This window comes from Methylophaga sp. OBS1, assembly GCF_026319365.1.
This window is the reverse complement of sequence record NZ_JAPDMS010000001.1, coordinates 812884-825404: the sequence shown is the minus strand read 5'-3', so window position 1 is coordinate 825404 and position 12521 is coordinate 812884. Positions and strand designations below refer to the sequence as shown.

11 protein-coding genes are annotated in these 12521 nt (G+C 51.0%); 5 read left to right on the top strand and 6 right to left on the bottom strand.

Annotated elements, in window-relative coordinates:
* Window positions 1-214: 214 nt before the first annotated feature.
* The 5 genes from pstS to OMQ46_RS04010 all read left to right on the top strand — a co-directional run bounded on the left by pstS (window position 215) and on the right by OMQ46_RS04010 (window position 4835).
* Window positions 215-1273 carry a phosphate ABC transporter substrate-binding protein PstS gene (gene pstS, locus OMQ46_RS04030; protein WP_266235628.1) on the top strand — a complete coding sequence of 353 codons (1059 nt, stop codon included), beginning with the start codon at window positions 215-217 and terminating at the stop codon, window positions 1271-1273.
* A 98-nt stretch (window positions 1274-1371) separates the two neighbouring features.
* Window positions 1372-2349: a phosphate ABC transporter permease subunit PstC gene (gene pstC / locus OMQ46_RS04025; protein WP_266235630.1), complete on the top strand. Its 978-nt coding sequence runs from the start codon at window positions 1372-1374 to the stop codon at window positions 2347-2349.
* Complete coding sequence (gene pstA, locus OMQ46_RS04020; RefSeq protein WP_266235864.1) at window positions 2346-3245, top strand: phosphate ABC transporter permease PstA; 900 nt, start codon at window positions 2346-2348, stop codon at window positions 3243-3245. Before pstC ends, pstA begins: the two co-directional genes overlap by 4 nt.
* A gap of 12 nt (window positions 3246-3257) precedes the next feature.
* Window positions 3258-4085 (top strand): phosphate ABC transporter ATP-binding protein PstB, encoded by an 828-nt coding sequence (pstB, locus tag OMQ46_RS04015; protein WP_266235862.1) that lies wholly within the window; start codon window positions 3258-3260, stop codon window positions 4083-4085.
* Between the two features lie 87 nt (window positions 4086-4172).
* On the top strand, window positions 4173-4835 hold the full coding sequence (locus tag OMQ46_RS04010) for a hypothetical protein (RefSeq protein WP_266235635.1): 663 nt from the start codon (window positions 4173-4175) through the stop codon (window positions 4833-4835).
* Here the strand turns inward: OMQ46_RS04010 and OMQ46_RS04005 are convergent, their stop codons facing one another.
* From OMQ46_RS04005 to OMQ46_RS03980, 6 genes are all read right to left on the bottom strand, one after another.
* Entirely contained in the window at window positions 4836-5135 is a 300-nt protein-coding gene (locus OMQ46_RS04005; protein WP_266235637.1) for a hypothetical protein, read from the bottom strand.
* A gap of 333 nt (window positions 5136-5468) precedes the next feature.
* Window positions 5469-7688: an NADP-dependent isocitrate dehydrogenase gene (locus tag OMQ46_RS04000; RefSeq protein ID WP_266235639.1), complete on the bottom strand. Its 2220-nt coding sequence runs from the start codon at window positions 7686-7688 to the stop codon at window positions 5469-5471.
* Window positions 7689-8092: 404 nt separating this feature from the next.
* Window positions 8093-9121, bottom strand: coding sequence for an ABC transporter ATP-binding protein (locus OMQ46_RS03995; protein ID WP_266235641.1), 1029 nt, complete (start codon window positions 9119-9121; stop codon window positions 8093-8095).
* Window positions 9118-10644, bottom strand: a complete 1527-nt coding sequence (locus OMQ46_RS03990; protein WP_266235642.1) for an ABC transporter permease — start codon at window positions 10642-10644, stop codon at window positions 9118-9120. The genes OMQ46_RS03995 and OMQ46_RS03990 overlap by 4 nt, the downstream gene beginning before the upstream one ends.
* Window positions 10641-11678, bottom strand: a complete 1038-nt coding sequence (locus OMQ46_RS03985) for an ABC transporter substrate-binding protein (protein ID WP_266235643.1) — start codon at window positions 11676-11678, stop codon at window positions 10641-10643. Before OMQ46_RS03985 ends, OMQ46_RS03990 begins: the two co-directional genes overlap by 4 nt.
* A complete protein-coding gene (locus tag OMQ46_RS03980; protein WP_266235645.1) occupies window positions 11679-12491 on the bottom strand; it encodes a hypothetical protein in 813 nt (270 codons plus the stop codon).
* Window positions 12492-12521: the final 30 nt, after the last annotated feature.

Below are 12521 nucleotides of genomic sequence, written 5' to 3'. Positions count from 1 at the left end.
CCTCGATCCCGTGGCGATAATCCCGGGACTATGAACGTTTTTTTACCGATTTACTCTCCGCCTGATTGCTGCAGTGCCGGCAGACACATCATGCTGATTGCATGTGCTGCATGCATTTATTTCATCACTGTCATAAAACTTTAATCAAACTTCTTTAACGTGCAGCAAATACACATGACGTATTGCATTAGGTTTTTCTAAATCGGGAGTTTTTATGAAGTTATTAGCACGCAACTTAAAGTCGGTCCTGTTGGTAGGTGCTGTTGCTGTCGGCCTGTCATCAGCCACAGCTCACGCAGAATTGAAGCTGAATGGATCTGGCGCCAGTTTCCCCGCACCGCTTTATAACAAATGGTTTAAAGACTACAGCAAACAAACCGATGGCGTTCGTGTTGATTATCAATCAAAAGGTAGTGGCGCGGGTATTCGCGACTTTATCAATGAAACTGTCGACTTTGCTGCCAGTGATGCGGCAATGAAAGACAGCGAAATTGAGCAGGTTAAAAAAGGCACTATCCTGCTGCCGATGACGGCTGGTGAAGTGGTGCTTTCTTATAACCTGGATGGCGTTGAGCAACTGAAACTGCCTCGCGATGTTTACCCTGCTATCTTCATGGGTAAAATCAGCCACTGGAACGACCCGAAAATTCAGGCTGCCAACCCTGGTGTTGAGCTGCCAGACGAGAAAATCACTGTGGTTGTTCGTTCTGATTCCAGCGGCACCAGCTATGTATTTACTAACCACCTCGCTGCGATTAATCCTGAATTTAAAGACACCGTCGGTGCTGCTAAATCTCCCAACTGGCCCGATGATATCAAGCTGGTCAAAGCACCTAAAAACGATGGTGTGACAGCCACTATCAAACAAACCCCCGGCGCCATTGGTTACATTGAGTACGGCTTTGCCAAACTGACCGGCTCACCCACTGCGATGCTGGAAAACCAGGCTGGCAACTTCATTCCTGCTGGTAGCGAAACCGGTGCAGCCGCGCTGGCTACAACCACCTTCCCGGAAGGAAATCTGCCGGGCAGCGACGTTCCTGACCTGCGTGCCTGGGCCACTGACCCATCTGGTGAAGATGCCTACCCCATCGCTTCATTCACCTGGCTGCTGGTTTATAAAGACCAGGATGATGAAAAAGCCAAAGCGCTGCGTGACCTGATCGAATACATGGTGACCACCGGTCAGGAATCGGCTGAAGCAATGGGTTACATCCCACTGCCCGAAAATGTAGTAGAGCGCGTTCGTAACGCTTCAGCAATGATCAAATAAATCATTGAGAGCTAACTGCTTTGGTTCAATGCTGCAAGCGCCTGACTGGTGCTTGCAGCATTTTGCTATCAATCTCCGTATCCTGAACAGGTCTTCTCATGGTCTACGATCCCTTTAAACCAGCCAGCAGCACGCGGACACTCTCTGCACCACCCTCTGCTTCTGACTACCTGAAAGATGCCATTTTCAGAGCCTTTGCTTACTTCTGTGCGCTTTCCATTCTGCTTCTTGTGGGCTACATCGTATTCGAGCTGGGCTCTCAAGCCATGCCCGCGATAAAAGCACACGGCCTCGGCTTTGTTACAGGCACCACATGGGACACCAACGAGCAAGTTTTCGGGGTACTACCGGAAATTTGGGGAACAATCTACAGCTCACTACTGGCCTTACTGATTGGCGGTGGGCTGGGTGTAGGCATTGCCATTTTCCTGACTCAGGGGTTTGTCCATGCCAAGATTGAAGTGACATTCAGAACCATCATTGAATTGCTGGCCGCCATTCCTTCTGTTGTCTACGGTTTATGGGGCATTTATGTACTCATCCCCTTACTCAGACCCGGTGCGGAATGGTTACATGAAAAACTGGGCTGGTTCCCCCTGTTTGGCACTGAACTGAGCGGCCCTGGCCTGGCACCGGCTGCCCTGGTGTTATCAATCATGATATTACCCACCGTCGCGGCTATCTCTGCTGATGCCTTCCGTCGGATTCCCTACAAAGTGAAAGAGGCGGCTTACGGCATGGGGGCGACGAAATGGGAAGTCATACTGAAAGTCATGCTGCCCACCGCCTCTTCGGGCATTTTAGCCGGTATGGTACTGGGTTTCGGCCGCGCTCTGGGTGAAACCATGGCACTGGCGATGCTGATTGGTAACGTCAATAACATCAGTGTTTCCCTGTTTGCGCCTGCCAATACCCTGGCCTCATTACTGGCCTCCACTTTCCCTGAAGCAGGCCAGTTGGAAATTCAGGCACTGATGTACGCCGCCCTGGTGCTACTGGTTATTACGTTTATCGTTAATGTCGCTGGGCTCGCAGTACAGCAATACACCATGCGTAAATTTGAGGGCAAAAAGTGAATCAACTCGACGAACAGGTCATGCCACCCCAATTCGATCTCCCCTCGCTGGAGAGGAATGCACTTGAGTGGCGGGCGCTGAAAAATACATTGTTGACAGGTTTGGTATGGGTACTCGCTGTCATTGCCAGTATCCCCCTGTTCTCTGTCATCTACATGCTGATTGTGGAAGGCGGTGCACGTCTTGATATGGAAGCAATCACCGCCCTGCCACCGGCCGGGTTTGAAATGGGCGGCGGTTTCGGTAACGCGATTGTCGGCACCCTGGTGATGGTGGGTATTGCTGCCGCTATCAGTATTCCTCTCGGCACCATGGCCGCCATCTACCTGGCCATACTCGACCCCAGCAGCAAGCTGGCCACGACTTCCCGCTTTCTGGCGAAAGTACTGACCGGCTTCCCTTCTATTCTGGCTGGTGTCTTCATTTATGCCGTACTGGTGGTGACTACCGGTACCTACTCGGCCTGGGCCGGTGGCGTGGCATTGGCGGTATTGATGCTGCCTACCGTGACCCTGGCTGCCGAAGAAGCCATGAAACAGGTACCGCAAAAGATGAAAGATGCGGCATTCGGTATGGGCTGTACCAATACACAGGTCATCCTGAAAGTCGTTTTACCTACAGGCCTGCCGGGTATTCTGACGGGCGTGATTCTGGCTGTAGCCGGGGCCGCCGGTGAATCTGCTCCATTACTGTTCACGGCGCTGTTCAGTAACTACTACATGGCGGAACTGGCTGAGCCAACCGCATCCCTGTCAATTTTGATTTACAACTTCTCCGGTATGCCGTTTGACAATCAGATCGAGCTGGCCTGGGCCGCGTCCTTGGTACTGGTGATGATTGTACTGATATTCAATGTCCTGGCACGCGTTGTCGGCAAAAGCAAATTTAAAGATTAGTCGAGGTTTAACATGAACAATCAATCCGAACTGGACACTTTTATCGCTGAAAAGTACGTGCCACAAGGCCCGGTCGTGCTGGACTGTCAGGTAAACAACATTTACTACGGCGACTTTCGTGCCGTGCGTGACACCAACATCCCGGTTGAAAAAAACAAAGTCACCGGTTTTATCGGCCCCTCCGGTTGCGGTAAAAGTACGGTGCTGAGAAGTATGAACAGAATGAATGATCTGATTGATTCGTTCAGGTTCGACGGTCAGATTCATTACCATAACCAGAATATCTACAGTAAAAAGGTCGATGCCGTTGTCGTCAGAAGATACATCGGCATGGTATTCCAGTTACCGAACCCGTTCTCGATGAGCATTTATGACAATGTCGCTTTCGGCTTGCGTCTGAACCGCTTTAAAGGTGACGAAGAAGAAATGGTTGTCAGAGCATTAGAGCGTGCTGCTATCTGGAACGATGTGAAAGACAAGCTCAATAACAGCGGACTGTCTTTGTCAGGTGGTCAGCAGCAGCGTTTGTGTATTGCCAGAGCTATCGCCACTGAGCCTGATGTCCTCTTGATGGATGAGCCCTGTTCTGCCCTGGACCCCATTGCCACACGTCAGATTGAAGAACTGATGATCGAGCTGAAACAGCACTATAGTGTCGCGCTGGTCACGCATAACATGCAGCAGGCGACCCGTGTTGCAGATGTGACGGCATTTATGGGCGTGGATATCTCTAAAGGCGGTCGCACCGGTCATCTGGTAGAGATGGGTGACACGCAACAGATTTTTGAAGATCCCAAGCAGAAATTGACTCAGGCTTATGTCCGGGGTGAGTTCAGCTAATTGATGATGAGTATGATTAAAACGGATGTTAATCAGACTCGGGCTGCAGTTACTTGTTTTATCACGGTGTCGGGGTAAGGCTTGATCATGACACCATCACGGTTAAACTTGGCTGAGATCCGATCTTCTCTGAACCGGACACAACAGCGGTTCCATCAAATCAATGCTACGCTGACTGTTAAAAAGACGCCCCCCTCGGATGAGGTCATCGCCAATCTCCTGTCGGGGTATGCCTTGATCGATCAGTTTATCGCTCAGGGCATTGAGCTGTTTGAGTACGGGAATTCGCATTACTTACTTGAGCTCAATCATACCGTGCTGTTTGAACATGCACCGGTGTCAGCGACTGAAGATGCCTCTCAGTTTGAAGCAACCGAAAGTTACTTCTACGAAAACCAGACAGCAGGTATCGGACAATTAATGGAGTGGCTGAATATTCACGACCACGACAGTGTCTGGAAGCAAGCTGCCGGCATTTTTACCTTTATGCTCAGTCAGCCACAGTTATTTCTCGAAGGCAATCACAGAACCGGCTCGCTGATCATGAGCTACGTGATGATGCAACAAGGTCATGCCCCTTTTGTTCTTACTGCAGAAAACGCCAAATTCTTCTTCGAACCGGCTGAGATGACAAAAAAACGCAGTAAAAATAATATTGTCGATGACTGGCTTTACCTGCCAAAGCAAACCAGAAAGTTTGCCGGCCTGTTGGAAAGTGAACAGAACAGGGACTTTGTGCTTGCTCTGTGACTAGTGGTAAGCATCAGTAGATTTTTTCTGCTTGAGCTCGCCACGATTTGATTCCAGTATCCGCTCAAACTTATCGGGGTCCTGTTTGAGGATATCGACGTATTCCTGAACCATTTGCTGCCAGCCCGCTCCTGCGTGAATAGAGAATTTTTCCAGGGCCACAATCAATAGCTTGGCGGCCACGCGTAACTCTTTTTTATCTGCTTCACCATACCAATTGACTAACTCGTTATAGAGCACTTCAATTTTCTCCAGTGGCGTAAATTCAATAGTCAAATCATCTGGTGATTGTGTTTTCATACGCTTCGTGCCTGCTGATTACAGTGTCTGAAATTATGCCTAGTGGATGTCGGCCTTATTGATTAAGCACCTGCCATTGACATTATCTACCCAAATCGTGTGCCCAGGGGCTGCCAGATCAATTTAATTTTGCGCCTGGCAATGCCCGAATCGCTGAGCAGATGCCTCAATTATGAAAACCCAGCTTTCCTAAAATAAGGCGTAAATATCTCATTATGACCGCAGTCAATGACGCTAATATGACAAGCTTGAATGATGACGCCAGTCAAACAGCATAAGCATAAAAAAAAAGCCCTCTACTGAGGGCTTTTCATCTGCCATTGGCTGTTGCTGTTAAATCAGTTTAGCCAGGATCTGGTTAAAGGTCTCGCTGGGACGCATGATATTGAGCATCTCGGCATCATCAGGCAGGTAGTAGCCGTCCATATCGACACTTTTTCCCTGCACCTTATTCAACTCATTAACGATCTGCGGTTCCTGATCAGACAATGCCTTGGCGATAGGCTCGAAAACTGTTTTCAGCTCGGCGTTATCCTCCTGCTCTGCCAGCGCCTGTGCCCAGTACATTGCCAGATAAAAATGGCTGCCACGATTATCCAGATCACCGGTTTTCTCTTTGGGTGATTTGTTTTCCTGAAGCAGTTTGCCAGTGGCTGCATCCAGCGTATCGGCCAGCACTTTAGCTTTGGCATTGTTCTGCGTGTTGGCCAGGTGTTCGAGCGATGCAGCCAGGGCCATCAGTTCACCCAGAGAATCCCAGCTCAGGTGATTTTCTTCCAGGAGTTGGCTCAGCAGTTTCGGTGCAGTGCCTCCGGCGCCGGTTTCAAACAGGCCGCCGCCTTTCATCAGTGGTACGACAGACAGCATCTTGGCTGAGGTACCGAACTCCAGAATCGGGAACAAATCTGTGTTGTAGTCACGTAGTACATTACCGGTTACCGAGATGGTATCTTCGCCCTTACGCATCCTGTCCAGGGTAATTTGCGTTGCGACCACCGGATCCAGAATCCGGATATCGAGCCCATCGGTGTCAAGATCGGGCAGGTACTGATGGACTTTGCTAATCAATTGAGCATCGTGAGCACGGTTCTGATCCAGCCAGAAAATCGCCGGGGTGTCAGACAGTCGTGAGCGATTCACGGCAAGTTTGATCCAGTCCTGAATCGGCTCGTCTTTGGTTTGACACATACGGAAAATATCACCCGCCGCCACATCAAATTCGAAGATGGTGTCACCATCCCGATCTGTCACTTTTATCACGCCTTCGGCTTGTGCCTGGAAGGTTTTGTCATGGGAGCCGTATTCTTCGGCTTTTTGGGCCATGAGGCCAACATTGGGCACAGTGCCCATGGTGACCGGATCCAATGCGCCTTTGGCTTTGCAGTCATCAATGACCGTTTTATAAACACCGGCATAACAGCGATCAGGAATCATTGCCAGCGTGTCTTTCTGCTCACCGTTTTTATCCCACATCTTACCGCCGGCACGAATCATCGCCGGCATGGAGGCATCCACAATCACATCAGACGGCACATGGAAGTTGGTAATACCTTTATTGGAATCAACCATGGCCAGACTGGGTTGCTCAGCGTAAATCTCTTCGATATCGGCTTCAATCCGGGCGCGGGTGTCAGCATCGACATTGTCCAGACGACTGTAAAGATCACCAAGACCATTATTGAAATTAACGCCTAACTCATCAAACAACGCGCCGTGTTTTGCAATCAGCTCCTTGAAATAGGTTTTCACGGCAAAGCCAAACAGAATCGGATCCGAGACCTTCATCATGGTGGCTTTCAGATGTAAAGACAGCAGTACATTGTCCTGCTTGGCTTTGGCGATAGCATCGGCATAAAAGGCCTGCAGACTGCTGGCTCGCATTCGGGTAGCATCGATTACTTCACCGGCCAGTACAGGAATGGATTGCTTGAGCACGGTTTCATTGCCGGCTTTGTCCACAAAGGTCACTTTATATTCATTGACCTTGCTCGATGTCACAGACTGTTCGCTGCCATAGAAATCATCTGCTTCCATATGGGCTACATCTGTCGCGGAATCAGCTTTCCACTCCCCCATAAAATGCGGGTTGCTGCGGGCATAGTTTTTCACTGCTGCCGGGGCCCGGCGGTCAGAATTACCTTCACGCAGGACTGGATTCACAGCAGAACCAAGCACTTTGGCGTAGCGATCTTTAATTTTCTGTTCTTCGTCGTTTTTCGGGCTGTCCGGATATTCCGGCAGATCATAACCCTTGGCCTTGAGTTCTTTGATCGCGGCTTTCAGCTGTGGAATAGACGCCGAGATATTCGGCAATTTGATGATATTGGTGTTGGGGTCCTGGGTGAGTTTGCCCAGTTCTGCCAAATGGTCAGGAATGCGCTGCGCTTCAGTCAGATTATCCGGGAAGTTGGCAATAATGCGACCCGCCAGTGAAATATCACTGATCTCAAAATCAATATCCGCCGGTTTGGTGTAAGCGCGGATGATAGGCAGCAACGAAAATGTCGCTGCAGCGGGTGATTCATCAACTTTAGTGTAGATAATTTTCGACATGCTAATTCCTATGTAACACCTTATCCAGACCGCAGAGACACTGAGACTCTGCAGCATTGCAGTTAACAGGTTTGTGATGTGGATTGTAATGGGCGCAGTGAAGTTAAGCTATGCGCCGCTCAATGGCGATTTATTATACCGATTCAGCCAGGCTTTGTTTGCCTGGTTTGGTAAAACGTTCAGGGCTGAGTCACTTTTCTGGGCTTGTAGATGTCTCGACTTCGCTCGTCATGACACCATTCTTGTCATGCCGACGAGTGGAGGCATATCTGAAAAGCGTTGAGATGTTTCGGCTCCGCTCAACATGACACCAGCCTTGTCATGCCGACGAATGGAGGCATCTGCAGGGTTTGTGTTGACGCAACTGCGCTTGATATAAACGCAACCGCTATCAAACTCACCAGCTACGAGGCCTGCTCCCCACGGGCAAAAACAGCCAGAGGATGCGTGGTAATGATGTGCATCATCACACGCTGGCCCGGCTCTGCGATGTTCTCATGACTGCAACGAATTTTGACCATAGCGCCAGTATCAGTTTTGATACCGTACAAGCGGGCACTCCCTTCATAACGGCTCCAGATGATCTCGCCATTACCGGTGTCATCCAATGTTAACGAGAGATCGTCCGGTCTGAGCAATAAGTCGACATCACCCTGCGCACCATTCACCGGTGCTGCCGGTGCATTACCCAATGCGGTGGCAACGATATTACTTGCCGCATCCAGCGTACCGGGCAGAAAACTGGCATCGCCCAGGAATCGGGCAACAAAGCGATTTTGTGGTTCGCTGAAACAGCGCTCCGGTGTGCCAATCTGTTCCAGCTTGCCGTCTTTGAGTACACCAATCCGATCGCCAACAGACAGGGCTTCTTCCTGATCATGGGTGACCCAGATAGCCGGTACACCGGCATCTTTCAGTGCGTGACGAATTTCCCAACGTAAATCGTCTTTCAGTGCCGCGTCCAGATTGGATAAGGGTTCATCCAGCAAAACAAAAGCCGGCTCATGCGCCAGTGTCCTTGCAAGAGCGACACGCTGTTTCTGGCCACCGGATAGATTCGCCGGTCTGGTATCCCGCCAGGGGCTCAACCCCAGCAGTTCAATCCACTGTTCCGCTTTGCTTTTGTCTTTGAGTTTGAAGCCGACATTTTCAATCACTGTCAGATGCGGAAATAAGGCAAAGTCCTGAAACACCATGCCGACCTGCCGTTTCTCAGGCGCAATCGTTTTGTTGGCCGTCACTGTTTGCGAGCCCAGCCTGATCGTGCCTTCCGAAATCGGAATCAGTCCCGCCAGTGCCTGGAGAATGGTGGTTTTGCCACACCCGGTGGGGCCGACCAGTGTCAACAACTCGGCATCACCCAGCGTGAAACTGAGGTTGTCGACAACTTTTTTCTGACCGTAATGGACAGAGACATTCTGCACTTCAATCATGAGAGAGAGGGTTCCTCTTCGATGACATCGGTCTGGTTCCAGCGCTCGCCATAAAACATGACGGCCAGAGCCAGAGCGGAGATCACGACTAATAACAGCCCGGGGATCGCTGCCTGCCCAAAATAGCCGGCTTCATAGACACGCCAAAGGTAAGTGGCCAACGTCTCAAAATCCAGCGGGCTCAGGATCAACGTTGCCGGTAATTCTCGCATGACCTCAAGGAATACCAAAGCGGCACCGGCAACGATGCCACGAATACTGAGCGGCAGTGTTATGCGACGGAAGGCCTCTTTGCGACAGGCCCCGAGCAATCTGGCTGCCTTCACCAGACTGGGATCAAGACGCTCAGAGGTAGAGCGAATCGACCCCACCGCGAGGGGTAAAAAGCGCATCACATAAGCCAGCACCAGCAGAGCCAGCGTCTGGTAAAGCAATGAGAGCTGCAGACCAACATAGACCAGGGCTGTGCCCATCACGATACCGGGTACCCCAAAACCGAGATAACTCACCCGCTCCATCAGTCGACCAAACTTACCGCTGATAGCCGCCTGGGCTACAGGCAAGGCAAAGATGACCGTTGCGATCGCCGCAAAAAACGCAGCATAGGCTGAGTTCCAGGCATAAACCAGCTCAAAGTTACCGGCGCCCTCCCGCCAAAGCCAGATAGCAAACACAGCCAGCGGCAGGATGATGGATAAGGCAATCACCGGCATGGTGGCCAGCAGCATGGCTGAGATACGAAGCCTGCCCGGCCATAACGTCAGCGATTTGCCCGGTCTTTCATGGGTTCCCTTCACGCGTGACTCCAGAAACAAAATCAGGCCGACGATTACCAGCAATTGTAGTGACAGCATCGCCGCCTGACTCAAACCGAAGCTGTTGTACTCGACATAAATCATGCGGGTAAAGGTATCCAGGCGCAGAATAGCTGGGGTACCAAAATCAGAAAGCGCATACATCGCAGCCAGGAGTGCACCGGCTGCAATGCCATTGGTGATTCGGGGCAACACGACTGACCACAAGCTGCTGAGCAAAGACATTCCCAATGTGCGGGCAGCGTAAACCAGACTGGCATCAAGACTCAGCAATGAGGCTCGCACGGTTAGCATCACAAAAGGATAGGTGTACAGCGCCATCACCACACTGGAACCTAACAAGCCATCAAAACTGGGGGTAGTCAGGCCGGTTAACTGTTCGATTTCGCCACCGGGACCGAAAGCCGCATAGAGCGTGAAAGCACCGATATAACTGGGGATAGCTAATGGTGCAGCCAGCACAACCAGCCAGAACTTACCCCAAGGCAGCCTGACATAGGCTGTGAGCAGTGCCAGCGGCACGCCAAGGAGTACCGCCCCGCCGGCAGTGAACAGCATCAAAGCCAGCGTATTGGTGAGAATCTCCAGATTACGGGCATCAAAAAACTGCGGGCTGTCTGCTGCCAGTGCTATCAATACCACCACCGGCATCACTGCAATCAACGCAATGATAAATGCCAGTGGATACGACGGGGACCATCGCTTCATAGCACCCCGACATTGCGCATCAGATCGATGGTAGGTCGCAGATCAGCCAGACGAGTCAGATCAATTTGCGGCGGATTGATGGTATTAAGTCTCGGCAGCCCTTCCGGTGGCATAACGCCATTGACCAGCGGAATCTCACAGGCCTCCTCGGCCAGATATGACTGAACTTCCCGGGTCAGCAGATAACGGATGAAATTAACCGGCAGCTCCCCTTCCCTAAGCGCCAGAATACCGGAAGCATTGACCAGACAGCCGGCATCATTATTGGTGAAAGCCAGATCCACATTGGCATCCGGTTTACCGGCTTTCAGGCGCAGCGAGTAATAATGATTGGCAAGACCGATATCGACTTCACCACGCTCTACCGCCATGACCACACCCAGTTCACCGGCAAATGTTTTGGCTTTCCTTTTCATGGCTTTCAGCCAGTCGGCAGTCACCTCATCTCCCTCGAGAATCCGCATCCCGGTGACAAAAGACTGAAATGCTGCATAAGCCGGTGCCCAGCCGATACTGAAGTCGGTATCAGGCAACGCCATAATATCCTGTGGGATTTTATCAACAGTCAGTCTTTCCGAATTGAAGGGAATGGTTCTGATTCGGCCCGTGATCGGCACCCAATCTGGAAACTGGAATTCCTCTCGCAGCTGGCCGGTCAGGTCACTGGGTAATGGTTGTGCAAGTTGGTCGGCGGTCACCATGCCCACCGCACCAGAGTCAACCGCCCAGAACAGGTCTGCACGACGCACCCCGGCTTTGGCTTCAGCCAGGATGGCATTGGTCAGTGAGGCGGTCGGTCCCCGTCGGATCTTCAGGTCCAGATCCGGGTTACGGTCCTCAATGGCTTTAATCACATTTTCATACAGACCACCCTCGCCACGTCCCAGGTAAAGCGTTAGTTCACCCTCCAGTTTGGGCAGTTCATCGACAGATAAGGCCCTGGCCGGATCGGCAAGCACCTGTCTGATATTGAGTGGCAAAGCCCCGGCAGCGGCGAGCGCTGCCAGAGTTTGTATGAATGTTCTGCGTTGCATTTAGAAAACGTCCTTTCTCTCTTGAGCAGATTGTTCCAGCAGCGCATGGGCTGTGTCGATTTTCCCTTTCATGCTGTCAACGACATCACGGACATCATCAAGGCTTTCATCATTCTGAATAGCCTGTGGCAGGATCACGTTGAAATCTTTTTCCAGATCTTCTACCAAGTCGGCATCCAGTGAAATCAACTCACCTTCGACACCTTCAAACAGATTCAGGTAAGTGTCGTGAACGATGCCCACGGCTTCTTTAGGCAATTTCTCAGCATATTTAGCCACGACGCGATCCAGACGGTTTTTGATGGCATCGAGCGCTTCCAGTGAGTTGGTCGGGTTTGCCTGCGTGGTAGCAACCTTCTCAGTCAGGCCTTTGTCCTGATACTGAGCGGCCAGTTTCACGGCACCGAGTGCCTGCCACAGTGACTGTTCCAGGAAGCGTTGTTGTTTCAGGATTTCTTCCATCGGGGCCTGCTCTTCCAACGCGCCTTTAACACCGAACAAGCCCTGCCAGATTGAGGCATAAACTGGTACGTAATTGGTTTCAATGGCCGAGTGGAATTTGACTTCTTCCCAGTATTCAACCAGTTGTTCAGGCTTGGCAGCTTCGACACCCCCTTCCTGATAGCGGTTAATCATGGCTTCCACTTTTGTACTGAGCCAGTTTACTTCTTCGCTGTAGGTGTCGATATTGTCAGACAGGTGATTAACATGCTCACCCACAGGGCCATTTGCAAATGTAACCGGCGTGGTAAACAGTAAGGCAGCACTCAGTAGTGTGATCAGGGGCTGGCGTTTGAACCGATTGCTTATCATCGTTTTATCTCCTGGAATTAGGATAAGTCA